Annotated in this window: 21 protein-coding genes; 6 read left to right on the plus strand and 15 right to left on the minus strand. The window is 73.2% G+C overall.

Going from position 1 to position 22,706, the window contains the following annotated elements:
* Positions 1-83: 83 nt before the first annotated feature.
* From pheT to infC, 7 genes are all read right to left on the minus strand, one after another.
* Positions 84-2,606, minus strand: coding sequence for a phenylalanine--tRNA ligase subunit beta (gene pheT, locus ACQPXS_RS11960; RefSeq protein WP_433449193.1), 2,523 nt, complete (start codon positions 2,604-2,606; stop codon positions 84-86).
* Positions 2,606-3,727, minus strand: coding sequence for a phenylalanine--tRNA ligase subunit alpha (pheS, locus tag ACQPXS_RS11965; RefSeq protein WP_399171559.1), 1,122 nt, complete (start codon positions 3,725-3,727; stop codon positions 2,606-2,608). The genes pheT and pheS overlap by 1 nt, the downstream gene beginning before the upstream one ends.
* Before the next feature lie 128 nt (positions 3,728-3,855).
* Complete coding sequence (locus tag ACQPXS_RS11970; protein ID WP_433449194.1) at positions 3,856-4,992, minus strand: ATP-binding protein; 1,137 nt, start codon at positions 4,990-4,992, stop codon at positions 3,856-3,858.
* 50 nt (positions 4,993-5,042) lie between these two features.
* A complete protein-coding gene (locus ACQPXS_RS11975) occupies positions 5,043-5,903 on the minus strand; it encodes a TrmH family RNA methyltransferase (protein WP_433449195.1) in 861 nt (286 codons plus the stop codon).
* Positions 5,904-6,095: 192 nt separating this feature from the next.
* The gene (gene rplT, locus ACQPXS_RS11980; protein ID WP_004002577.1) at positions 6,096-6,479 is read right to left on the minus strand and encodes a 50S ribosomal protein L20; all 384 of its coding nucleotides are present in this window, start codon (positions 6,477-6,479) and stop codon (positions 6,096-6,098) included.
* A gap of 97 nt (positions 6,480-6,576) precedes the next feature.
* Positions 6,577-6,771 (minus strand): 50S ribosomal protein L35, encoded by a 195-nt coding sequence (gene rpmI / locus ACQPXS_RS11985; protein ID WP_003977225.1) that lies wholly within the window; start codon positions 6,769-6,771, stop codon positions 6,577-6,579.
* 115 nt (positions 6,772-6,886) lie between these two features.
* Entirely contained in the window at positions 6,887-7,549 is a 663-nt protein-coding gene (gene infC / locus ACQPXS_RS11990; RefSeq protein ID WP_078630469.1) for a translation initiation factor IF-3, read from the minus strand.
* A 341-nt stretch (positions 7,550-7,890) separates the two neighbouring features.
* Here infC and ACQPXS_RS11995 point away from each other — a divergent pair, with 341 nt between their 5' ends.
* Positions 7,891-8,247 carry a DUF1844 domain-containing protein gene (locus ACQPXS_RS11995; protein WP_351804290.1) on the plus strand — a complete coding sequence of 119 codons (357 nt, stop codon included), beginning with the start codon at positions 7,891-7,893 and terminating at the stop codon, positions 8,245-8,247.
* A gap of 3 nt (positions 8,248-8,250) precedes the next feature.
* On the opposite strand, the gene ACQPXS_RS12000 is transcribed toward ACQPXS_RS11995, so the two are convergent.
* Entirely contained in the window at positions 8,251-8,979 is a 729-nt protein-coding gene (locus ACQPXS_RS12000; protein ID WP_433449196.1) for an SseB family protein, read from the minus strand.
* Positions 8,980-9,129: 150 nt separating this feature from the next.
* On the opposite strand from ACQPXS_RS12000, the gene ACQPXS_RS12005 reads away from it, so the two are divergent.
* Together ACQPXS_RS12005 and ACQPXS_RS12010 are read left to right on the plus strand one after the other, a co-directional pair.
* Positions 9,130-10,086, plus strand: coding sequence for a serine hydrolase (locus ACQPXS_RS12005; protein WP_433449197.1), 957 nt, complete (start codon positions 9,130-9,132; stop codon positions 10,084-10,086).
* A 57-nt stretch (positions 10,087-10,143) separates the two neighbouring features.
* Positions 10,144-10,569, plus strand: a complete 426-nt coding sequence (locus tag ACQPXS_RS12010; protein ID WP_433449198.1) for a hypothetical protein — start codon at positions 10,144-10,146, stop codon at positions 10,567-10,569.
* An 18-nt stretch (positions 10,570-10,587) separates the two neighbouring features.
* On the opposite strand, the gene mycP is transcribed toward ACQPXS_RS12010, so the two are convergent.
* Both mycP and ACQPXS_RS12020 read right to left on the minus strand, forming a co-directional pair.
* Positions 10,588-11,784, minus strand: a complete 1,197-nt coding sequence (gene mycP / locus ACQPXS_RS12015) for a type VII secretion-associated serine protease mycosin (protein ID WP_433449199.1) — start codon at positions 11,782-11,784, stop codon at positions 10,588-10,590.
* The gene (locus tag ACQPXS_RS12020) at positions 11,781-13,517 is read right to left on the minus strand and encodes a hypothetical protein (RefSeq protein ID WP_433449200.1); all 1,737 of its coding nucleotides are present in this window, start codon (positions 13,515-13,517) and stop codon (positions 11,781-11,783) included. Before ACQPXS_RS12020 ends, mycP begins: the two co-directional genes overlap by 4 nt.
* Positions 13,518-13,789: 272 nt before the next feature.
* Here ACQPXS_RS12020 and ACQPXS_RS12025 point away from each other — a divergent pair, with 272 nt between their 5' ends.
* Positions 13,790-14,992, plus strand: a complete 1,203-nt coding sequence (locus ACQPXS_RS12025; protein WP_433449201.1) for an amino acid deaminase/aldolase — start codon at positions 13,790-13,792, stop codon at positions 14,990-14,992.
* A 9-nt stretch (positions 14,993-15,001) separates the two neighbouring features.
* On the opposite strand, the gene ACQPXS_RS12030 is transcribed toward ACQPXS_RS12025, so the two are convergent.
* From ACQPXS_RS12030 to ACQPXS_RS12040, 3 genes are read right to left on the minus strand one after another with little or no spacing between them, the layout of a single operon-like run.
* Positions 15,002-15,784: a 3-oxoacyl-ACP reductase gene (locus tag ACQPXS_RS12030; protein WP_351804277.1), complete on the minus strand. Its 783-nt coding sequence runs from the start codon at positions 15,782-15,784 to the stop codon at positions 15,002-15,004.
* Entirely contained in the window at positions 15,781-17,154 is a 1,374-nt protein-coding gene (locus ACQPXS_RS12035) for an aldehyde dehydrogenase family protein (RefSeq protein ID WP_433449202.1), read from the minus strand. Before ACQPXS_RS12035 ends, ACQPXS_RS12030 begins: the two co-directional genes overlap by 4 nt.
* 23 nt (positions 17,155-17,177) lie before the next feature.
* Positions 17,178-18,536 (minus strand): glutamine synthetase family protein, encoded by a 1,359-nt coding sequence (locus ACQPXS_RS12040; RefSeq protein WP_433449203.1) that lies wholly within the window; start codon positions 18,534-18,536, stop codon positions 17,178-17,180.
* A 96-nt stretch (positions 18,537-18,632) separates the two neighbouring features.
* Here ACQPXS_RS12040 and ACQPXS_RS12045 point away from each other — a divergent pair, with 96 nt between their 5' ends.
* Together ACQPXS_RS12045 and ACQPXS_RS12050 are read left to right on the plus strand one after the other, a co-directional pair.
* Complete coding sequence (locus ACQPXS_RS12045; RefSeq protein ID WP_433449204.1) at positions 18,633-19,370, plus strand: FadR/GntR family transcriptional regulator; 738 nt, start codon at positions 18,633-18,635, stop codon at positions 19,368-19,370.
* A 53-nt stretch (positions 19,371-19,423) separates the two neighbouring features.
* Positions 19,424-20,110: a gamma-glutamyl-gamma-aminobutyrate hydrolase family protein gene (locus ACQPXS_RS12050; RefSeq protein ID WP_365330404.1), complete on the plus strand. Its 687-nt coding sequence runs from the start codon at positions 19,424-19,426 to the stop codon at positions 20,108-20,110.
* 1 nt (position 20,111) lies between these two features.
* Here ACQPXS_RS12050 and ACQPXS_RS12055 read toward each other — a convergent pair whose 3' ends face one another.
* Positions 20,112-21,074, minus strand: a complete 963-nt coding sequence (locus tag ACQPXS_RS12055; RefSeq protein WP_433449205.1) for a phosphotransferase — start codon at positions 21,072-21,074, stop codon at positions 20,112-20,114.
* Positions 21,075-21,758: 684 nt separating this feature from the next.
* On the minus strand, positions 21,759-22,700 hold the full coding sequence (locus tag ACQPXS_RS12060) for a LysR family transcriptional regulator (RefSeq protein WP_365330400.1): 942 nt from the start codon (positions 22,698-22,700) through the stop codon (positions 21,759-21,761).
* Between the last annotated feature and the right edge of the window lie 6 nt (positions 22,701-22,706).

A 22,706-nucleotide genomic window follows, 5' to 3' on the forward strand; every position in this document is an offset into this window, starting at 1 on the left:
GTGCTCACCATGCGGCTCCGCCGCAGGGGCGCGGCCGGCCACGGACGATCCGCGGCCGGCCGCGCACAGAACCCCTACGGCGACTAGCCCCGGAGCACAGCCCCGGTCCGCTCGCCCGCGAGGGCGACCGCCGCATCCCGGGCAGCGGACGCCTCGTCCACCGTCAGCGTCCGGTCACCGGCCCGGAACCGCAGCGCGTACGCCAGCGACTTCTTGCCCTCGCCCAGCTGCTCGGCGTTCTCGTACACGTCGAACAGCCGGAGGGACTCCAGGAGTTCGCCCGCGCCCTCACGCAGCGCCGCCTCGACCTCCCCGGAGGGGATGGGCTTGTCGACCACGAGGGCGACATCCTGCGTGGCGACCGGGAAGGTGGAGATGCTCGGCGCCTGCGGAGCGCCGTCGCCCACCGCCTCCAGAGCCTCCAGGTTCAGCTCCATCGCGCAGGTGCGCTCGGGCAGCCCCAGGGCCTTCAGCACGCGCGGGTGCAGCTCACCCGCGTGGCCGACGACCTGCTCCGCACCGTCGGCGACGACCACCAGCTCGGCGCAGCGGCCGGGGTGCCAGGGGCCGTACTGGCCCTTGCGGACGATCAGTTCGGCACCGGCTTCCCGCGCCACGGCGCGTCCGGCCTCCACCGCGTCCGCCCAGTCCGACGGACGGCCCTTGCCCCACCAGCCGGCCTGCTCGCGGGCGCCGGTGAGGACGACGGCCACATGCCGCGGCTGCACGGGCAGCGCGGCGTTCAGCACGGCGATCTCCTCGTCGGTGGGACGCCGGTCGACGGGCAGGTGGGTGGCGACGCGCTGCTCCTCGCGGGGGTGGAACACCAGCCCGGTCTCGAACAGCGCCAGGTCGTGCGAGCCCCGGCCGTCGTTGCGCCGCAGGGCACCGAGCAGGCCCGGCAGCAGCGTCGTACGCAGCGCGGGCTCCTCGTCGCTGAGCGGGTTGACCAGCTTGACGACACGGCGGGCCGGGTCGTCGGCCGCCAGGCCGAGCTGGTCGAAGACCTGCTCGCCGAGGAAGGGGTAGTTCGGCGCCTCGACATAGCCCGCGCCGGCCAGCGCCCGCCCGACCCGGCGGTGCAGCCGCTGGCGGTGGGTCAGGCCACGGCCCGAGGGCAGCTTGGGCAGCGTGGAGGGCAGGTTCTCGTAGCCCTCCAGGCGGATGACCTCCTCGGCGAGGTCGTTCGGGTCGACCAGGTCGGGCCGCCAGGACGGGACGGTGACGGTCAGCTCGTCCTGCCCGTAGACGTCGCAGCCGACCTGCTGGAGGCGGCGGACGACCGTCTCGCGGCCGTAGACGACACCCGCGACCTTGTCCGGGTGGTCGGCCGGGATGGTGATGGTGTGCGGCGCCGTGGGCGCGACGACCTCGGTGACGCCGGAGTCGGCCGTACCGCCCGCGAGCAGCACCAGCAGGTCCACGGTGCGCTGCGCGGCGGCCGCGGCGGCCTGCGGGTCGACACCGCGCTCGAAGCGGCGGGACGCCTCGGAGAGCAGCTTCTGGCGGCGGGACGTCCGGGCGACCGCGACGGCGTCGAAGTGGGCGGCCTCGATGACCACGTCGGTGGTCCCGTTCACCCCGTCGTCGGTCACCTCGTGGTCGGCGATCTCCGTGTTGGCGCCGCCCATCACACCGGCGAGGCCGATGGGGCCGCGGTCGTCGGTGATGACCAGGTCCTCGGCGTGCAGCTTGCGCTCGACGCCGTCGAGGGTGACGAGCTTCTCGCCCTCCTCGGCGCGGCGCACGCCGATGGTGCCCTGGACCAGCTTGCGGTCGTAGGCGTGCAGCGGCTGGCCCAGTTCCATCATCACGTAGTTCGTGACGTCGACGGCGAGCGAGATCGGGCGCATGCCGACCTTCTGCAGCCGGCGCTGGAGCCAGATCGGCGAGCGGGCCTCGGGGCGCAGGCCGGTGACCGTGCGGGCGGTGAACCGGTCGCAGCCGAAGGGGTCGGAGACCTGGACGGGGTAGCCGTAGGCGTTCGGGGCCGGCACGTCGATCAGGGCCGGGTCGCGCAGCGGCAGGCCGTAGGCGATGGCGGCCTCGCGGGCGACACCGCGGATGGACAGGCAGTCGCCGCGGTTGGCGGTGACGGCGATGTCCAGGACCTCGTCGACCAGCTCCAGCAGCTCGACGGCGTCCTTGCCGACCTCGGTCTCCGGCGGCAGCACGATGATGCCGTGGGTGCCGTCGTCGCCCATGTTCAGCTCGTCGCTGGAGCAGATCATGCCGCGGGAGACCCGGCCGTAGGTCTTGCGCTCGGCGATCCGGAAGTCGCCGGGCAGCACGGCGCCGGGCAGGGCCACGACGACCTTGTCGCCGACCGCGAAGTTGCGGGCACCGCAGATGATCTCCTGCGGCTCGCCGGTGCCGTTGGCCTGGGCGACGTCGACGGTGCAGAAGCGGATCGGCTTCTTGAACTCCGTCAGCTCCTCGATCGTCAGGACCTGGCCGACGACGAGCGGGCCGGTGAGGTCGGCGCCGAGCTGTTCGACGGTCTCGACCTCCAGGCCGGCCGAAATGAGCTTGGCCTGCACGTCGCGGCCGGTCTCCGTGGCCGGCAGGTCGACGTACTCCCGCAGCCAAGAAAGCGGGACCCGCATCAGATCTCCATCCCGAACGGCCGGGTGAACCGGACGTCACCCTCGACCATGTCTCGCATGTCTTCGACGTTGTGGCGGAACATCAGCATCCGCTCGATGCCGAACCCGAAGGCGAAGCCGCTGTACTTCTCCGGGTCGACGCCGCAGGCGGTGAGCACCCGCGGGTTGACCATGCCGCAGCCGCCGAGCTCGATCCAGCCCTCGCTGGAGCAGGTGCGGCAGGGCCGGTCGGGGTTGCCGACGGACTCGCCCTTGCAGACGTAGCAGAGCATGTCCATCTCGGCGCTCGGCTCGGTGAAGGGGAAGAAGTTCGGCCGCAGCCGGGTCTTCATGCCCTCGCCGAACAGGGACTGGACCATGTGGTCCAGGGTGCCCTTGAGGTCGGCCATGGTCAGGCCCTCGTCCACGGCGAGCAGCTCGACCTGGCGGAAGACCGGGGTGTGCGTGGCGTCCAGCTCGTCGGTGCGGTAGACGACGCCGGGGCAGATCACGTAGACCGGCAGCTCACGGTCGAGCATCGAGCGGATCTGCACGGGCGAGGTGTGCGTGCGCAGCACGACGCCGGACTCGGTGCCGCCGTCCGGGCCCTGCACGAAGAACGTGTCGGCCTCGCCGCGGGCCGGGTGGTCCGGGCCGATGTTCAGGGCGTCGAAGTTGAACCACTCCGCCTCGACCTGCGGTCCCTCGGCGACCTCGTAGCCCATGGCCACGAAGATGTCCTCGATGCGCTCCGACAGCGTGGTCAGCGGGTGGCGGGCGCCGGCCGGGACGCGGTCGTACGGCAGCGTGACGTCGACGTCCTCCTCGACCAGCACGCGGGCGTCCCGCTCCGCCTCCAGCTCGGCCTGCCGGGCGGCGAGGGCCTTGTTCACGGCGCCACGGGCCATGCCGACGCGCTTGCCGGCCTCGGCCTTGGCGTGCGGGGGCAGGGCGCCGATCTCGCGGTTGGCGAGGGCCAGCGGAGAGGCGGGGCCGGTGTGGGCGACCTTGGCCTCGTGGAGCGCGTCGAGGGAGTCCGCGGCGGCGAAGGCGGCGAGCGCCTCGTCCCGCATGCGCTCGATCTCTTCCGGTTTCAACGCCTCGACCTCTACAGGGTCGTACGACTTATTGGGTGCCGACATCTCTTCCCGTGCTTCCGATTAGCTGGCGGATGGTCCCCGTCACCGACTCGCGAGGGCCGCGTGAAGGACACAAAGGTGCCAAAGGCCGAGTCTAACGGGGTGGAGATAGACGAATGGCCCGTGGGCCGCTAGGCGAGATACGCCGGCGCGCCCACGGGCAACGTAAATCGGAACTCGGCGCCGCCGCCGGGGGCGCGGCCGACCGTGATGGTGCCGCCGTGGGCCTCGACGATGCCCTTGACGATGTACAGCCCGAGGCCGGTGCCGCCGCGCTTGCTGCCCCGCCAGAAGCGGGTGAAGACGCGGTTCATGGACTCCTCCGGGATGCCGGGACCCTCGTCGCTCACCGTGACCGACGTGCCGGTTTCCTCGCCCTCGCGCGGGGATGCGCAGGGCGTCACGTCCATGGTGACGGTTCCCTCGCCGTGGCGCACGGCATTTTCGATCAGGTTGCCGAGCACCTGGTCGATCTTGTCGGGGTCGGCCCACAGGGCGGGCAGCGGCTGTTCGATGCGGAGCAGGAAACGGTCGGCGGGCTGGCCGGCGGCGACGTAGGCCTGGATGTGCCGGGAGACGGCGGCCCCGATGTCGACGGGCTGCCGGCGCACCTCCAGCCGCCCGGAGTCGATCCGCGAGATGTCGAGCAGTTCAGCGATGAGCCGGGTGACCCGGTCGGCGTCGGCGTCGACGGTCTCCAGCATCAGCCGCTTCTGGTCGTCGGTGAAGCGTTCCCACTTGGCGAGGAGCGTGGCGGTGAAGCCCTTCACGGAGGTGAGGGGCGAGCGCAGTTCATGGGCGACCGTCGCGATCAGCTCGGCGTGGCTGCGCTCGGTGCGGCGGCGGGCCTCGGTGTCCCGCAGGGAGACGACGACCCGCCGGACGGGCCCCAGGGGCCGCTCCCGCACGTACGCGGCGGAGACCAGCACCTCCCGCCCGCCGGGCAGCAGCAGATTGCGCTCCGGCTGCCGCACCCGGATCGCGAGTCCTCCGTAGGGATCGGTGAGCTGCCACCAGCGGCGGCCCTCCAGATCCTCCAACGGCAGCGCCTTCTCCAGCGGCTGTCCGAGGGTGTCGGCGGCGCGTACGGCGGTGATCCGCGCGGCGGCGGCGTTGAAGCAGACGACGCGGCCGTGCTCGTCGGCGACGACGAGGCCGTCGGGCAGCTGGTCGGGGTCGAGGCCGCAGTCGGGGTCACCGTGCCGGGACGCGGCTGTACGCCGCGCGTCCCGCCCCTCCGGCGTGGTGCTGGTGCCGGCCACACTCATCCCCGTACCCCACCTCTCAGACGGCGCAGGGCCCCGAGCTGGTCACCCTACTAGCTCTGGGTGACGGAGCGGCACCCTCCGGAGGCGCGCTGTGCACGGGCCGACGCGTACAGACATACGGCGGCGGCGGTGGCGAGGTTCAGGCTCTCGGCCCTGCCGTGGATCGGCACGCGCACCACGGCGTCCGCGAGCGCGCGGGTCTCCTCCGGCAGCCCCCAGGCCTCGTTGCCGAACACCCAGGCGCTGGGCTCGCCCATGGTGCCCTTGTCCAGTTCCTCGTCCAGGTCGCGGTCCCCCGCCCCGTCGGCGGCCAGGATGCGCACCCCGGCGTCCTTCAGCCCTTGGACGGCCCGCTCGACGGGCACGCCGACGGCGACCGGCAGATGGAAGTGTGAGCCCACGGAGGCGCGCACGGCCTTGGGGTTGTACAGGTCGACGGAGGCGTCGGTGAGGATGACCGCGTCGGCGCCGGCGGCGTCGGCGCAGCGCAGCACGGTCCCGGCGTTCCCGGGATCCCGCACATGCGCCAGCACGGCGACCAGCTTCGGCCTGGCGGCGAGGATGTCCTCGAAGGGCGTGTCCAGGAACCGGCACACCCCGACCAGCCCCTGCGGGGTGACGGTGGTGGAGATGTCGGCGATGACGTCCTCGGACGCGAGGTGCACCCGGGCGCCCGCGTCCCGCGCGGCCCCGATGATGTCGGCGTACCGCTCGGCGGCCTCGACGGTGGCGAACAGCTCGACGAGGGTGGGCGTGCCGTCGACCCGATGCCCGGCCGCTTCCCTGACGGCCTGCGGCCCCTCCGCGAGGAACAGCCGGTCCTTGCCCCGGAAGTTCCGCTTGGCGAGCCGCCGGGCGGCGGAGACGCGTGCGGACCGGGGGGAGATCAGCTCGGGGCTGACGGGGGGCATCCTCGTGTTCACCTTCAAGATCTTCTCTTTGTGGCACCGTCCAGGGTGCGCGCCCCGAAGGGGCGCGGGGAACTGCGCGAGCAACCACGACGCGCCCGCAGCCGAACGAGCACCTTACGAACGCCAACAACAGGACCCGCAAGCCGTAAAAGCCTGCGGGTCCAGTGAGCGTCGGCTAAAGCCAGCGCAGCGTCACGCGGCCTTGGGCGCGTTGACGTCCGACGGCAGCGCCTTCTGCGCGACCTCGACGAGCGCGGCGAACGCGCCCGCGTCATTCACGGCCAGCTCGGCCAGGATCTTGCGGTCGACCTCGACGTTCGCGGCCTTCAGACCCTGGATGAAGCGGTTGTAGGTGATGCCGTTGGCGCGGGCAGCGGCGTTGATGCGCTGGATCCACAGCTGACGGAAGTCGCCCTTGCGCTTCTTGCGGTCGTTGTAGTTGTAGACCAGCGAGTGGGTGACCTGCTCCTTGGCCTTGCGGTAGAGGCGCGAACGCTGACCGCGGTAGCCGGAGGCCTGCTCGAGGATCGCCCGGCGCTTCTTGTGGGCGTTGACTGCCCGCTTGACGCGTGCCACTTGTTAACTCCTTGTAGCGGGGCCGTGGGGGTACTCACACGACCCGGAAACGATTCGGTCCCGGTCCAGACGTACGGCGCTCAGACGGCGCCGCAGGTCACTTGCCGAGAAGCTTCTTGATCTTCGCGGCGTCGCCCGGGGCCATCTCGGCGTTGCCGGTGAGGCGACGCGTGACGCGGGACGACTTGTGCTCGAGCAGGTGGCGCTTGCCGGCGCGCTCGCGGAGCACCTTGCCGGAGCCGGTGATCTTGAAGCGCTTGCTGGCACCGCTGTGCGACTTGTTCTTCGGCATAGCGCCGTTATCTCCTCGTCGGTGGCGCTCCGGTGCCCGGTCGCGAAACCGGGCACGGTGGAGCGTCGCTCTCTTGTATCGGTTACATCCTCGGGGACCTGAAGGTCCCCCGGGATCACGCCTCGGCGGGCTCCTCGGCGGACGCCTCGGCCTCGGCAGGGTTCTGCGAACGACCGGGGTTGGCCTTCGCCTCCGCCTTGCGGGCTTCCTGCGCCTGCCGGGCCTCGGCCATGGCCTCGGTCTTCTTCTTGTGCGGACCGAGGACCATGATCATGTTGCGGCCGTCCTGCTTCGGGTTCGACTCCACGAAACCGAGGTCCTGGACGTCCTCCGCGAGACGCTGCAGCAGTCGGTAGCCCAGCTCGGGACGGGACTGCTCGCGACCACGGAACATGATCGTGATCTTGACCTTGTCGCCCTGCTTGAGGAACCGGACGACGTGACCCTTCTTGGTGTCATAGTCGTGCGGGTCGATCTTCGGCCGGAGCTTCATCTCCTTGATGACCGTGTGCGCCTGGTTCTTGCGCGCCTCACGGGCCTTCATGGCCGACTCGTACTTGAACTTCCCGTAGTCCATGAGCTTGCACACGGGCGGACGGGCGTTCGCCGCGACCTCGACCAGGTCCAGGTCGTACTCCTGCGCAAGCTCCAGTGCCTTAGCGAGCGGGACGATGCCCACCTGCTCGCCACTGGGACCGACAAGTCGCACCTCGGGAACGCGAATCCGGTCGTTGATGCGGGGCTCGGCGCTGATGGATCCTCCTCGGTAGCACCACACGGTTGTCTGGCGGACAGCCGCGTATGTCTGTTCAGTAGACCTAACCGCGCCGAAGCAGAAAAAATGCCCCGGACGATCACAGGCGGGGCTCCAATGGCTACCGGAGCACCGCCGCGGTGACCGCGGGGCGCACTTTCGGGCGACTCCATCGTCCGTACGGAACGATGGTGGCCGCCTGACCGGGTGACCCGCCGTCCCGGGGGACGGTCAGGTGGGAGATCGGAGCCTCCACTTGTGGGCCGCACACGTGAATGTTCGGCCGGTCGTCAACCAGGTTACCAGGATCGCTTGACAAGGCCTAATCGAGAACCCGTAAGCGGGAACCGCTTATCGTGTGGGGCATGAGTGAGACCCCTCCTGAGAGCCCCGACTTCGACGCGATGACCCGGGACATCGCCGAGGTCCCCGCCGTCGAGGTGATCGTGACGGTCGCCGTCAACCTGATGAGCGCCGCCGCCGTGAAGCTCGGGCTGAGCGAGGAGGGCGAGAAGTACAAGGACCTGGACGAGGCCCGCAAGCTGATCACCGCGCTCGCCGGCCTCCTGGACGCGAGCACGACCGAGATCAGCTCCTTCCACGCGGCGCCGCTGCGCGACGGCCTGAAGTCGCTGCAGCTGGCGTTCCGCGAGGCGTCGATCGTCCCGGACGAGCCGGGCCAGGGGCCGGGCGAGAAGTACACCGGCCCGGTCTACGGCTAGCTATCACTTCACGTACAGGGGCTCGCCCGGAGGCGTGGTCCCGGCCGGCAGCAGTGCCAGGTCGAGGCCGCGCACCAGGCGGGCCCTCAGTGTTTCGTCGGCGGCGAGCCGCTCGGCGACCGCGCGGGCGGCCTCGGCGGCCGGGGCGGCCGGGTCGAGGACCAGGGCGAGGGTGCCGTCGGCCTGTCCGGGCCCGAGGTGGGCGCGCAGCACGGCGGGCTCCGCCGCCACCGCCGTACGGACGGCCTCGATCACGGCCGGGTCGGCGAGCGGGTCGGTGCTGGTGCGGCCCTCGGCGAGGGCGAGCAGCGCCGGGCCGGTCAGCTCGAAGGGCACCGGTCCGGCGAGGTCCAGCACGACCGTGTCGGCCTTCTCGTGGGCGGCGGCCTGCAGCGCCTGGTGCAAGGGGACGGCGACCGGGCGGGCCCCGGGGTCCCAGCGGGCGAGGGAGTCGGTGGAGGTGAAGGCGGGCAGGGCGGTGCGGTGGCCGGCCTTCAGGGTGGGTACGGCCATGTCGCTGGTCTTCTCGCGGCGCATGCCGTTCTCGTCCTCCTCGACCTCGCCGAGCACGGCGACGACCGGGACCAGCAGGCGGGCGCCCTTGAGGGCCTCCAGGACGGGCCCGAGGGCGCTGTGGTCCTCGGCCCAGGCGGCGAGCGCGGCGCTCAGCCGGGGGTCGGCGGAGCCGTCGTCGTCGGAGAAGCCGGGGTCGGGAATGTTCTTGTTCGCCACGGTCACCGACCCTATAGGGGGGAAGCTGCAGGCCTTGTGCGGGGCCGGAAACAGTGCCGTCATCGCTTTCACAGGAATCTCAGCTTTCCCTGACCCGGATCTCACGTCCGGCTAACGGGGCGCACAGTCCGCGCCAGGAGCATCGCGGGCATGGAGTCCTCCAGAGCCCGCCGTGGCCGTCGTGCGCGCCCGTCCCGGCCCGGTCCGCTGCTGTCCGTCGTGCTCGCCGTGGTCGCCGTGGGCGGGATGACGGCCGGGGGCACGGTGTATGTGAAGGGGCGGGCGCACTCGGGCTCGGCGGCCGTATCGTCGGCGGCGACGCCCTCGGCCTCCCCCTCGGCCGGGGCGGGCGAGGAGGCCTCGGTGGAGCCCGTGACGGAGCCGGCGGTGGACCGGGAGGCGCTGCTGGGCAAGGCGATGACGACGGTGAGCGTGCCGTCGGGTGCGCGGGTGGCGGCGGCGGTGCTGGCGGTGGACTCCGGGGAGAGCGCCGCGTACGGCGACGCGGCCTTCGACACGGCGAGCATCGTGAAGGTCGACATCCTGGCCACGCTGCTGCTCCAGGCGCAGGACGCGGGCAGGCGCCTGACCGCCGCCGAGCAGGCGTACGCCACGAAGATGATCGAGAACAGCGACAACGCCTCCGCGACGGCGCTGTGGCGCACGATCGGGCGGGCGGACGGCCTGGACGCGGCGAACAAGCGCTTCGGCCTGACCGCGACCCGGGGTGGCGAGGGTGAGCTGTGGGGGCTGACGCAGACCACGGCCGCGGACCAACTCGCCTTGCTCCAGCAGGTGTTCGCGGCGAACTCCAGGCTGAGCGCGGCCTCCCGGACCTATGTGCAGGGGCTGATGAAGTCGGTCGAGGCGGACCAGCGGTGGGGGGTGTCGGCCGCCGCGCAGGGCAACTCCTGGGCGCTGAAGAACGGTTGGCTGCCGCGCAGCACGACCGGGCTGTGGGACGTGAACAGCATCGGGCGGATCACCGTGAACGGCTCCGACTACCTGGTGGCGGTGCTGTCGAAGGGCACGCGGACACAGGCGCGGGGCATCGCGCTGGTGGAGGCGGCGGCGAAGGCGGCGGTGTCGGCGTTCGCCGGTAAGTGATCGGTGTGAACCGTCGGCGCCTTCGGGCACTCCCGGGGCGGGGCCGCGTCGGCGCTCGTGATGTATCTGGACGAGCGGGTGCGGGCCGGCGTCGACCTGGACGGCGCCCTGTACGGCCCGGTGGTCGAGCGCGGTCTCGACCGGCCGTTCCTGCTGATGGACACGGCGATCCACGACGGGCTGAACCAGGACGGCTCCTGGCCGCCGTTCTGGCGGCACCTGAGTGACTGGCACCGCTGTCTGCGGCTCGCGGACGCTGACCACAACTCCTTCACCGACATCGTGGCCATCGCCCCGCAGCTGCCCGAGCCGGTGCGGCGGCAGTTGCAGGCCGGCGCGATCCCCGCCGGCCGGGCGGTCGCCGCCGTACGGGCGACCGTGCGGGCCTTCTTCGACCTCCAGCTGCGCGGCCGCCCGGACACGCGGCATCTGCTGCGGGGCGCGTCGCCGCGCTACCCGGAGATCCTTTACATCGCTGGTTAGCGGGCCGCCCGGACGCCCTCAGACGCGCTGCCTGCGGCCCCGCCACAGCACCACGCCCGCCACCAGCAGGACCCCGCCGGTGCCGCCGGCCAGGGGGCCCGCCCAGTCGGCGGTCGAGGACGAGGCCTTGGGGGCGTCCGGGCCTTCGCCGAAGTACTTCCTGCCGTACGACGCCGCGCGCAGGCTGTGCGGCTTGAGCCGCTCGGCCGCCCGCAGCGCGGCCGCCGGGTCGATCATGCCGAAGCCGCGGGAGTCGTCCCGGCCGCCGGCCGGCGCGTTCCGGGCGGTGTCCTCCAGGAGCTTCTTGATCTGTGCCGGGCCCAGCTCGGGATGGGCGGCCTTGACCAGGGCCGCGGCGCCGGAGACGAAGGCGGAGGCGGCCGAAGTGCCCCAGCCCGCGTAGTACCTGTGGTCGGGGTCGGCGATGACCACGTCGACGCCGGGCGCGCTGACCGCGGCGTACCAGCGGCGGGTCGAGAAGGAGGCGCGGGTGCCGTAGCGGTCGACGGCGGTCGCGGCGATGACCCCGGGGTAGGCGGCGGGGTAGGAGACATGGTCGCCCTTGTCGCCGCCGTTGCCCGCGGAGGCGACGACGACCACGCCCTTCTTCAGGGCGTACTGCACGGCCTCGTCCTCGCTGGGTTCGGGGTGCGCGGAGTTCGAGTCGTCACCGAGGGAGAGGTTGATGACGTCGGCGCCGTGGTCCGCGGCCCAGCGGATGCCGTCGGCGAGGGCGTTGCCGCGGCTGGTGCGGGCCTTGGCCCGGGCGGGGTCGCCGTCCTCCAGGATCACGCGCACAGGCAGGATCTTCGCCTCCGGGGCGACGCCCATGACACCGGCACCGTGGCCCGGGCCGTGGCCGTGCCCGGCGATGATGCCGGCCATGGCGGTGCCGTGCCGGGCCCAGTCGCGGTCGCCCTGCCCGGCACCGAAGCCGATCATGTCCTTGGCGGGCAGGACGTTGCCGGCGAGGTCCGGGTGGTCGGCCTCGACGCCGGTGTCCAGCACGGCGACGGTGACGCCCCGGCCCTTGGTGGTCCGCCAGGCCTGGTCCAGGTGCAGCGCGGACAGGCCCCACTGCTGGGCGCGTATGCCGTCGGCGTGGGCCGTGGTGGCCGGCGCCAGGGCCAGGGCGCCGGCCAGCAGCAGGCTGAGCGCCGCGCCGGCGGGTTCCACACGGTGGCGGCCGCGTGTCGATCGCCTCGATCGCCTCATGAAGGATTCTCCGTGGCCGTGCCGATGTTCTGGCGCAGGCGCCGTTCGATGCGGTCGGCCAGGCCCTGCGCCTCGTTGCCGAGCCCGGCCTGGGCCGGCGCGGTGGTGGCGCCGGAGCTGACGGCGTCGGCGGCGGGCTGGGGCGTATCGACGCTGCGGCCGTCGGCCCAGCCGGAGACGGCGTAGGCGACGACGGGGGCGTCGGTGAGGACGGAGACGGTCCAGGAGGCGCGCTGCTCGTCGCCGAAGCCGGCCGCGGCGGTGCCCTTGGCCGCGTACGGCCGGGGCATCAGGTCGGCGCGCCGGTCCAGGCGCTCGCTGCGGAAGCGGTGGGCGAGCGCGGTCATGGCGGCCGGGTCGGCCTTGGTGAACAGCAGGCCGACGGTGGTGACATAGCTCTGGGTGGCGTCGGTGTAGGTGGCGCGCAGGAGCCGCCGGCAGCCGACCGGGGCCAGCACCTTGGCCAGCAGCGGGTCGAAGGCGTGCGCGCAGCCGGTGTCCGGGGCCACGGCGATCCTGGTCCAGGTGCGGTCGGCGCCGCCGGGTCCGGCACCCGTGCCCTGCACGGTGGGCGGGAACACCTGGTCGACGGGCACGTTGTGCCAGAGCGCGCCGGCGGTGGCGAAGTGGTCGCCGGTGGCGTCGTCCGCGCCGTCGTCGGTGAGCCAACTCCCGGTCACCGCACCGCCGATGAGACCGAGACCGAGCACGAGACAGGCGGCAGCGGCGGCGGTACGGGGTCCCACCCGCTGCCAGGGCCGCTCGCTGAAGGCCTCGGGCTCCCCGAACGACACGACGGGCCGCGTGGCCGCGGCGGCGCTCCAGGACAGCCCGGGGTCCGGCCCGAAGGCGCCGGCGGGTGGTGGCGGGCCTACGGGATGAGCGGGCGCCATCGGGCTCCACGCGGTCGCGGACCGCCCGGCGCCGGAGGCGGTGCGGCGCTCACCGCCCGTCCCGGCGGACGGACTTGCGGGAGCGGAGGCCGGGCCGGGCCCGGTACCGGGACGCGGTGCCTTCGGGGAGCCGGTGATCGGGCGGAGCCGGGCCGTCGTCTCCGACGCGGTGACGGGGCGGAGCCGGGCCGTCGTCTCGGCGGGGGCCTCCGGCCGGCCGGCCTGCCGTCCGGGGCGGTGGGCGGAGCCCGCGGATCCCGCCGCGCCGGTGCCGTCCCGGCGCGCCTCGCGCCCCGAGCCGGGCGGCGCGTCGGGGAACCGGGCGGAGGCCGGTGGTGGCGGCGGGCTCACGGGCTCGCCGGCCGCGGGCACGACGGGGCGCTGCCCCTGCCCCGCACCGGTACCGGAGCCCACACCGGGGGCCCGGCCGTCCCGGCCGGCGGCCTCACCGGAAGCGGGACCGCTCCCGGCGGCCGGCCCGGACGAGACCGCGGCGCGCTTCTCGGAGCGCCCCGAAGAGGGCACACCGCCGCCTGCCGACCCCGCGCCGGAAGGCGCCCTGCTCCCCGCGAAGGCCCCGGCCGACGCCCGGCCCTCGCCTGCGGCGGACCCTGCCGAGGTCCGGCCCGCACCCGCGAAGCCCCCGGCCGACGGTCGGGCCTCGTCCGCGCCCGCCCTCGCCGAAGCCGTCTCCTCGCGTGCCCCGGCCGCGGTGGACGGGCGGCCGGCTCGCGGTGTGAAGACCGACGGCTCGTCGTCGGGGTCGGCGGGCGGGGAGGACGGGCGAGGTGGGGTCGAGGGGCGTGGGGGGATCGGAGCGTGGCGTGCCTCGGTGGTCATGCACCCCCCGTTTCCTCGTGCCCGGGCCGTCCTCACGTACGCGGGCCGCTGCGCTGCTCGGCCGCGCCCGGCGCGAAAGCCGTCCCGGGCACGCATACCCGTACGGCTGGACCGGCATCCCGGTTCAGGTGAAGCGGCCGGGCGCCTTCCGCCGTACGTGCGCGTCACTCTACGGGTTGTCCGGACCGGAATCGGAACCAGTCCGGGACGCCGGGGCATCTGCCCGGAACGTCCCCCTACCCTGCGGTAATCCTGTCTGGCAGGCTTCCGTCATGACTGCGCGCGCCGCCGACCGGGCCCGTTACGACCGGGCCACCGCCCATCTCGACGCCCCTCTCGCGATCGTGGACCTGGACGCCTTCGACGCCAACGCGGCCGATCTCGTCCGGCGGGCCGCCGGCAAGCCGGTCCGGGTCGCCAGCAAGTCGGTTCGCTGCCGGGCGCTGCTGGAGCGCGTCCTGGCGATGGACGGCTTCCAGGGCATCATGTCGTTCACCCTGGCCGAGTCGCTGTGGCTCGCCCGCTCCGGGTTCGACGACGTCCTGCTGGCCTATCCGTCCGCCGACCGCGGCGGCTTCGCGGAGCTGGCCGCCGATCCCAAGCTCGCCGGTGCGGTGACCGTGATGGTGGACGACCCGGCGCACCTCGACCTCATCGACGCCGCCCGCGACGGCGGACGCGAAGTGGTGCGTGTGTGCCTGGAGTTGGACACCTCGCTGAAGCTGCTCGGCGGCCGGTTCCGGGTCGGGGCGCGCCGCTCACCGCTGCACTCCCCCGCCCAACTCGCCGAGCTGGCCCGGTCGGTGGCCCGGCGCCCGGGCTTCCGGCTGGTCGGGATCATGGCGTACGAGGGGCACATCGCGGGCGTCGGGGACGCGGTGGCCGGGCGGCCGCTGAGGTCCCGGGCCATCCGGCTGATGCAGGCGGCCGCGCGCCGGGAGCTGGCCGAGCGGCGGGCCGAGGTGGTGCGCGCGGTACGGGAGGTCGTGCCTGGCCTGGAGTTCGTCAACGGCGGCGGCACGGGCAGTGTGCAGCACACCGCCGCCGAGGAGTCCGTGACCGAGATAGCGGCCGGTTCGGGGCTGTACGTGCCGCGCCTGTTCGACAACTACACGTCCTTCACCGGCCGTCCGGCCGCTCTCTTCGCCCAGCCCGTCGTACGCCGCCCGGGAGTCGGCGTGGTCACCGTGCTCGGCGGCGGCTATCCGGCCTCCGGGGCCGCCGGCCGCGACCGGCTGCCGGTGCCGTACCTGCCGGAGGGGCTGGAGTACGACCCCCAGGAGGGCCCCGGCGAGGTGCAGACCCCGCTGCTCGGCTCGCCCGCCGACGACCTCCTCATCGGCGACAAGGTGTGGTTCCGGCACGCCAAGGCGGGCGAGCTGTGCGAGCGGTTCGACGCGCTGCACCTCGTCGAGGGCGACGAGGTGACGGCGACGGTGCCGACCTACCGGGGTGAGGGGCAGACCTTCCTCTGACCGGCCGGCCTACAGGGGCGTGACGTACGCGCCAGCGATTCCGCCGTCCACCAGGAAGTCGGTGGCGTTGACGAAGGAGGAGTCGTCGCTGGCCAGAAAGGCGACGGCGGCGGCGATCTCCTCGGCCTCGGCGAACCGGCCGACCGGGATGTGCACCAGACGGCGCGCGGCCCGCTCCGGGTCCTTGGCGAACAGCTCCTGCAGGAGCGGGGTGTTGACCGGCCCCGGGCACAGGGCGTTGACGCGGATGCCCTCCCGCGCGAACTGCACGCCGAGCTCGCGCGACATGGCGAGGACGCCGCCCTTGGACGCGGTGTAGGAGATCTGCGAGGTCGCCGCGCCCATCCGGGCCACGAAGGACGCGGTGTTGATGATGGAGCCCTTGCCCTGGCGCCGCATGTAGGGAATGGCGGCCTTGCAGCACAGGTAGACGGAGGTGAGGTTGACCTCCTGGACGCGCTTCCAGGCCTCCAGGCCGGTCTCCAGGATGGAGTCGTCGTCGGGCGGGGAGATGCCGGCGTTGTTGAAGGCGACGTCGACGCTGCCGTAGGTGTCGTAGGCCGCCTGGAACAGCGCCTCGACCTGCTCGGGGTCGGTGACGTCGGTCTTCACGAAGAGTCCGCCGACCTCGTCGGCGACGGCCTTGCCGCGGACCTCGTCCACGTCCGCGCAGACCACGTGGGCGCCCTCGGAGGCGAGCCGCCGGGCGGTGGCGAGGCCGATGCCGCTGCCGGCTCCGGTCACGACGGCGGTACGGCCGACCAGGCGGCGGCAAACACTGTTGTCGGTCACTGTGCGGGGCCCTCCGTGCTGATGAAGACGTTCTTGGTTTCGGTGAAGGCGGTCAGGGCGTCGGGGCCGAGTTCGCGGCCGAGGCCGGACTGCTTGAAGCCGCCGAACGGGGTCCAGTAGCGGACGCTGGAGTGGGAGTTGACGGACAGGTTGCCCGCGCGCACGGCCTGGGAGACGCGCAGGGCACGGCCGAGGTCCCGGGTCCACAGGGAGCCCGAGAGGCCGTAGGGGGTGTCGTTGGCGAGGCGGATCGCGTCCTGTTCGTCGGTGAAGGGCAGCAGGACGGCGACCGGGCCGAAGATCTCCTCGCGGGCCGCCCGGCCGTCCGGCCGCTCCCCCGTCAGGACCGTCGGCGCGAACCAGAAGCCGGGGCCCTCGGGGGCACTGCCGCGCAGGGCGGGGGCGTCCTCGGGGACGTACGACCGTACGCGGTCCAGCTGCTGACGGGAGATCAGCGGGCCCATCTGGGTCTTGTCGTCGGCCGGGTCGCCCACGACGACGGAGGCGAGGGCGTCGGCGAGGAACGCGCGGGCGTCCTCCAGCACCGGCTCCTGCACGAGGATGCGGGTGCGGGCGCAGCAGTCCTGGCCGGAGTTGTCCAGGAAGGAGAAGGGGTCCAGGGCGGCGGCGAGGTCGGCGTCGGCGAAGACGATGTTGGGGCTCTTGCCGCCGAGTTCGAGGGTGACCGGCTTGACGAGCCTCGCGCAGTGCTCCATGACCTCGCGGCCGGTGCGGGTGGACCCGGTGAACACGATCTTCGCCACGTCCGGGTGGTCGACCAGGGCGCGGCCGGCGGTGTGGCCGTAACCGGGCAGCACCTGGAACACGTGCTCGGGCAGGCCCGCCTCCAGGGCGAGTTCGGCGAGGCGGAGCGCGGTGAGCGGGGTGGTCTCGGCGGGTTTGAGGACGACCGCGTTGCCGGCCGCGAGCGCCGGGAAGGAGCCCCAGGCGGCGATCGGCATGGGGAAGTTCCAGGGGGCGATCACCCCCACCACACCCAGGGGTTCCTGGAAGGTGACGTTCCAGCCGCCGGGCACCGGGATCTGCTTGCCCAGGAGGCGCTCGGCGCCACCGGCCGCGTACAGCAGCAGGTCGCGGGCGTTGCCGGCCTCCCAGCGGGCGCCCGCGACGGTGTGGCCGGCCTCGCGGACCTCCAGCCGGGCGAGTTCCTCGAGGTGCGCGTCGACGGTGTCGGCGAAGCGGCGCAGCAGCCGGGCCCGGTCGGCGGGGGCGAGGGCGGCCCATCCGGTCTGGGCGCGCGTGGCCCGTGCGACGGCGGCGGCCACGTCCTGCTCGCTCGCGGCGGGGACGGTGGCGACGACCTCTTCGGTGGCGGGGTTGAGGACGACGAGCTCGTGCGGGTCGGACACGTGATGACCTTTCACAGGCGTTGTCACAGGCGTTCGAAGGAGCGGCGCAGCTCCCAGTCGGTGACCGCGGCGTCGAAGGCCTCCAGCTCGACGCGCGCCATGTTCCGGTAGTGCGCGACGACCTCGTCGCCGAAGGCGGCCTTCGCGATCGGGCTGTTCTCCCACAGGTCGGCGGCCTCGCGGAGAGTCGTCGGCACGTGCTCGAAGTCGGCGGTGTAGGCGTTGCCCGGGCACGGCTCGGGCAGTTCCAGCTGCTGCTCGATGCCGTACAGGCCGGCCGCGACGAGACCGGCGACGGCGAGGTAGGGGTTCACGTCCCCGCCGGGGAGGCGGTTCTCGAAGCGCAGGGAGCGGCCGTGGCCGACCACGCGCAGGGCGCAGGTGCGGTTGTCGTGGCCCCAGGCGACGGCGGTGGGGGCGAAGGAGCCCGGCTGGAACCGCTTGTAGGAGTTGATGTTCGGGGCGTAGAGGAGCGAGAAGTCGCGCAGGGCGGCGAGCTGTCCGGCGAGGAAGTGCCGCATGACGTCCGACATCCCCTCGGGGCCCGCCATGGCGTTGGTGCCGGCGGCGTCGGCGAGCGAGAGATGGATGTGGCAGGAGTTGCCCTCGCGCTCGTTGTACTTGGCCATGAAGGTGATCGAGACGCCCTCCTGGGCGGCGATCTCCTTGGCGCCGGTCTTGTACAGCGCGTGCTGGTCGCAGGTGACGAGGGCCTCGTCGTAGCGGAAGGCGATCTCATGCTGGCCGGGGTTGCACTCGCCCTTGGCGGACTCGACGGTGAGGCCGGCGCCGGCCATGTCGTTGCGCAGCCGGCGCAGCAGGGGCTCGATGCGGCCGGTGCCGAGGATCGAGTAGTCGACGTTGTACTGGTTGGCCGGGGTGAGGCCCCGGTAGCCCGCGTCCCAGGCCTGTTCGTAGGAGTCCTTGAAGACGATGAACTCCAGCTCGGTGCCGACCTGGGCGGTGTAGCCGAGCTCGGCGAGCCGTTCCAGCTGGCGGCGCAGGATCTGGCGGGGCGCGGCGACGACCGGGGAGCCGTCGTTCCAGGCGAGGTCGGCGACGAGCAGGGCGGTGCCGGGGTGCCAGGGGACGCGGCGCAGGGTGCTGAGGTCGGGGTGCATGGCGAAGTCGCCGTAGCCGCGGTCCCAGGAGGACATCGCGTAGCCGTCGACGGTGTTCATCTCGGTGTCGACGGCGAGGAGGTAGTTGCAGCCCTCGGTGCCGTGGTGCAGGACTTCGTCCAGGAAGAAACGGGCGGCGAACCGCTTGCCCTGCAGCCGCCCTTGCATGTCGGGGAAGGCCAGGACGACGGTGTCGATCTCGCCGCTCGCGACGAGGGCGTGCAGTTCCTCGACGCCGAGCGGGGGTGTGCGGTCTGCCACGGGAGAGCCTCCTTCGGCGCCTTCGCGCTTCTTCGGCCGGGCCGGGAGCCATAAGGTATTGCTCAGAACCATTGCTTGGGAAGGGGGTACGGCCGGATGTCGCGGGAGAGGGATGCGCAGCAGGTGGCCGACCGACTCGCTCCGGTGCTGCGGCCGGTGCGGGCGGGCAACGGCTTCGAGGAGGCGCTGGAGCAGATCCTCCAGGTCGTGCGGCTGGGGCTGGTGCCGGGCGGGGAACGGCTGCCGGCCGAGCGGGAGCTGGCGGAGCGGCTCGGGATCAGCCGGGTGACGCTGCGCGAGGTGCTGAAGGTGCTCCAGGACCAGGGGCTGGTGGAGGCCCGGCGCGGGCGCTACGGCGGAACGTTCGTCCTGCCGCGCACGGACGCCGGCGGGGAGGACGAACTGCGGCGGCGGATCGCCGAGGTCGACGTCGAGGACGTGCTGCGTTTCCGCGAGGTGCTGGAGGTGGGCGCGGCCGGGCTGTGCGCGGCGCACGGGCTGACGGACGAGCGGGCGGACCGGCTGCGCGAGGCGCTGGCCCGCACGCACGACGCCCCGCTGGCCGACTACCGCCGCCTGGACACCCTGCTCCACCTGACCCTCGCCGAGCTGTGCGGATCCCCCTCCCTGACCGCGCAGTACGCGGCGGTCCGGGCCACGGTGAACGACCTGCTCGACTGCATCCCGCTGCTGGTGCGCAACCTGGAGCACTCGCAGCGCCAGCACACCGCGCTGGTCGAGGCGGTGCTGGACGGGCACGCGGACGGCGCGCGGGAGATGATGCGCGAGCACTGCGCGGGCACGGCGGCGCTGTTGCGGGGCTTCCTGACATGAGCGCACCCTTGTAAAGGTGTGAAAGTAAACCTTTTGCTTCCGGGGAGGGCGGCATGACCGTACGACCGCTGATCGGCATCAGCACCTATCTGGAGACCGGCGCGCGCTGGGGCGTGTGGGAGCTGGACGCGGCGCTGCTGCCGGCCGGCTATCCGCGGCTGGTGCAGCGGGCCGGCGGGCTGGCCGCGATGCTGCCGCCGGACGCGCCCGAGCGCGCGGCGGAGACGGTGGCCCGGCTGGACGCCCTGGTGATCGCCGGCGGCCCGGACGTGGACCCGGCCCGGTACGGCGCCGAGCGCGAGCCCCGTACGGGACCGCCCGCCGTCGCCCGGGACGCCTGGGAACTGGCCCTGATCGGAGCCGCCCTGGACGCCGGAATGCCGGTGCTGGGCATCTGCCGCGGCATGCAGCTGCTGAACGTGGCGCTCGGCGGGACGCTGGTCCAGCACCTGGAGGGGCACGCGGAGGTGGTCGGCGTGTTCGGCGGCCACCCGGTGAAGCCGGTGCCGGGGAGCCTGTACGCCGGGATCGTCCCGGAGGAGACGACCGTGCCCACCTACCACCACCAGGCCGTGGACCGGCTCGGCGCCGGACTGGTGCCGTCGGCCTACGCCGCGGACGGCACGGTGGAGGCGGTCGAGCTGCCCGCGGAGCGGGGCTGGGTGCTGGGCGTCCAGTGGCACCCCGAGATGGGCGAGGACCTGCGGGTGATGTCGGCGCTGGTGACGGCCGCTTCCTGAGTCACAGCCGCTTTCTGAGCCACTCCAGGGCGGCATCGCCCTGGGCACGCTGGAAGGGGCGCAGGGTGGGCAGTCCCGGCGGTGCCGGGTTCAGGGAGCGGCGCAGGAAGAAGCCGCTGAGGCCGGCCAGTGCGGCGGTCACGGCGTCCGGGTCGGCGTCCCGGCCCAGCGGGTGCGCGGTGAACACCTCCTCGGGATCGGGCCCGCCCTGCGCCCGCACGCACGGCAGCATGACGAGCAGGTCGAACCAGGGCGCGGCGCGCACGGCGTGCGGCCAGTCCACGAAGGCGACGCCCCCGTCGGCCGTGAGCAGCACGTTGTCCGCGCGCAGGTCGGCATGGGCCAGGGTGTCCCCCGAGGCGCCCTCGGCCCAGCCGGCTTCCAGCGCGGCGAGGTCGGGCAGATGGCCGGCGGTCCAGGCACCGAGCCGGTCGCGCACCTCGCCGCCCTCACCTGCCTCGCCGTCGAGCAGTCGGCGCCAGCCGTCGAAGGCGTCGGCCAGGTCCTCGGCGACGGGCGGGACGTCGATCGGGCACGGTGTGCCGGTGCGGCCGAGCACGGTCACGGCGTCGAGCACCCGGCGCAGCTCGTCCGGCCGCCAGGGCACGTGCGGCTGGCGCCCGGCCACCTCCTCGAAGACCAGCGCCACCCAGGTGCCGTCGTCGTACGTCCCGAGCAGCCGCGGCGCGGGTACGGCGGCCGGGAGCGCGGCGGCGATCCGGGCCTCCCGGCGGTGCAGGCCGGGGCTGTGCGGGTTGGCTGCGCCGCTCACCGCCTTGACGAAGCCGGTGCCGCCCGCGGCGGTCCGCACCCGCGCGGCCACGCCCGGCGAGAAACCCCCGCGCTGTGTCTCCGACCGTACGACCGGCGCCCCGAGCATCTCGCCGACGGCGTCACGGACGGCGGTCGGGAGGTCTTCCCAGGGGGCGCGGACGCCTGCGGCGGCCGGGGCGGTGACGGTCATGCGCAGCATGGTGCCGGTCCGCTGCGCGGCTTGGCGAAGGATTTTCGATGCATCGCCGGGGAGTTCGCCGTGATTGCCGGGTACGGGTCCTTGACCGGCTGGGGTGCCGTGCGGGTGTCGCCGTGGGGGTGGGGACCGCCTACGGGGGGTCGGATGCCGGGGGCAGCGTCCTTGCTCAGTGGGCGTCTCTGCCCGGTGCGGGTGCGGGTGCGGCGGAACAACGCCGTGGTTCAGCGGCCGTCTGCCGGGTGCGGGTGCCGACGGAACAGCACCGCCGTTCAACTGCCATCTGCCGGTGCGAATGCCAGCGGTACAGCACCGTCGCTCAACCGCCATCGGCCGAGTGCGGGTGCCGACGGAACAGCACCGCCGTTCAACCGCCAACTGCCGGTGCGAGTGCCAGCGGTACAGTACCGTCGCTCAACCGCCATCGGCCGAGTGCGAGTGCCGACGGAACAGCACCGCCGTTCAACAGCCATCTGCCAAGTGCCGGTGCGGCGAAACAACGCCGCCGTTCGACGACCATCTACCGAGTCCGGGCGCGTGGTGGGCTGGTCGCGCAGTGCCCGTGTTCCTTGGGTAGTTGCAGTACCGTCGGCTTCGGGGTGTCCCGTCGGCGTGGGCAGGTGAAGCTCACCTGCCCCGGGCTGGTCCCGAGCGAGCCGTGCTCGGAGGGACGCCCGCTCACCCCCGCGTCAGCGACAGCAACTCCCGTGCCGGACCGGTCGGTCGGTGTCCCGTCGGCCAGACCGCTCGCAGCTCGCGGTGCAGGGAGACGCCCTCCACCGGGATGCTGACCAGGCGCCGCATCGACAGTTCCTCGCCCACGGCCAGCTCGCTGAGGACCGAGGGGCCCGCGCCGCTGACGGCGGACGCCTTGACCGCCGTGGTGGAGGACAGCTCGATCAGGGGGCGGGCGAGGCCGCCGAGCGCCGCGTCCAGGACCTGCCGGGTGCCGGAGCCGCGCTCGCGGAGGATCAGCGGGGTGCCCGCCAGCTCCTGCGCCGTCACGGGGCGCCGACGCCGGGCCCAGGGATGGCCGGGCGCGGTGACGACGATCAGGCGGTCGCGGGCGATGACGGCGGAGTCCAGGCCCGTCGGGACCGACAGGCCCTCCACGAACCCGAGGTCGGCCTCTCCGGCCAGCAGGAGTTCCGCGACCTTGGCCGAGTTGCCCGCGAGCAGTGACACGGCCGTGTCGGGCCGCTCGGCGTGCAGCGCGAGGAGCCAGCCCGGGAGCAGGTACTCGGCGATGGTCATGCTCGCCGCGACCCTGAGGCGCGAGTCCCGCCGGTCCCGCAGCGCCCGCGCACCCGCGTCGAAGGCCGCCGCCGCCTCGACCACCCGGCGGGCCCAGTCCGTCACCAGGGCGCCCGCGTCCGTGAGCCGGGAGCCGCGCGGCGAGCGGTCCACGAGGGCCACGCCCAGTTGCCGTTCCATGGAGCGGATCCGGCTGCTGGCGGCGGGCTGGGTGATGCCGACCTCGCGCGCCGCCGCGCCGAGACTGCCCAGCCGCGCCACCGCCAGCAGCAGTTCCAGCGCGGCCAGGTCGGGCACCCGGTGCGCCAGTGACGCCGTGTGCTCCGGTTCCGTGCGCTCCCGCCGCCGCCCCTCCGCCTCGCTCATAAGACC

Origin of the sequence: Streptomyces sp. CA-142005 (assembly GCF_050942335.1) — a bacterium.
Classification (GTDB): domain Bacteria; phylum Actinomycetota; class Actinomycetes; order Streptomycetales; family Streptomycetaceae; genus Streptomyces.

Excerpts from the sequence above, each read along its gene's own strand:
- ACQPXS_RS12045 (WP_433449204.1), top strand. The coding sequence starts at position 18,633 with ATGTCGCGGGAGAGGGATGCGCAGCAGGTGGCCGACCGACTCGCTCCG.
- pheT (WP_433449193.1), bottom strand. The coding sequence starts at position 2,606 with ATGCGGGTCCCGCTTTCTTGGCTGCGGGAGTACGTCGACCTGCCGGCC.
- ACQPXS_RS12050 (WP_365330404.1), top strand. The coding sequence starts at position 19,424 with ATGACCGTACGACCGCTGATCGGCATCAGCACCTATCTGGAGACCGGC.
- ACQPXS_RS11970 (WP_433449194.1), bottom strand. The coding sequence starts at position 4,992 with ATGAGTGTGGCCGGCACCAGCACCACGCCGGAGGGGCGGGACGCGCGG.
- rpmI (WP_003977225.1), bottom strand. The coding sequence starts at position 6,771 with ATGCCGAAGAACAAGTCGCACAGCGGTGCCAGCAAGCGCTTCAAGATC.
- pheS (WP_399171559.1), bottom strand. The coding sequence starts at position 3,727 with ATGTCGGCACCCAATAAGTCGTACGACCCTGTAGAGGTCGAGGCGTTG.
- ACQPXS_RS11995 (WP_351804290.1), top strand. The coding sequence starts at position 7,891 with ATGAGTGAGACCCCTCCTGAGAGCCCCGACTTCGACGCGATGACCCGG.
- ACQPXS_RS11975 (WP_433449195.1), bottom strand. The coding sequence starts at position 5,903 with ATGCCCCCCGTCAGCCCCGAGCTGATCTCCCCCCGGTCCGCACGCGTC.
- ACQPXS_RS12005 (WP_433449197.1), top strand. The coding sequence starts at position 9,130 with ATGGAGTCCTCCAGAGCCCGCCGTGGCCGTCGTGCGCGCCCGTCCCGG.
- ACQPXS_RS12025 (WP_433449201.1), top strand. The coding sequence starts at position 13,790 with ATGACTGCGCGCGCCGCCGACCGGGCCCGTTACGACCGGGCCACCGCC.
- ACQPXS_RS12060 (WP_365330400.1), bottom strand. The coding sequence starts at position 22,700 with ATGAGCGAGGCGGAGGGGCGGCGGCGGGAGCGCACGGAACCGGAGCAC.
- ACQPXS_RS12055 (WP_433449205.1), bottom strand. The coding sequence starts at position 21,074 with ATGACCGTCACCGCCCCGGCCGCCGCAGGCGTCCGCGCCCCCTGGGAA.
- ACQPXS_RS12020 (WP_433449200.1), bottom strand. The coding sequence starts at position 13,517 with ATGACCACCGAGGCACGCCACGCTCCGATCCCCCCACGCCCCTCGACC.
- mycP (WP_433449199.1), bottom strand. The coding sequence starts at position 11,784 with ATGAGGCGATCGAGGCGATCGACACGCGGCCGCCACCGTGTGGAACCC.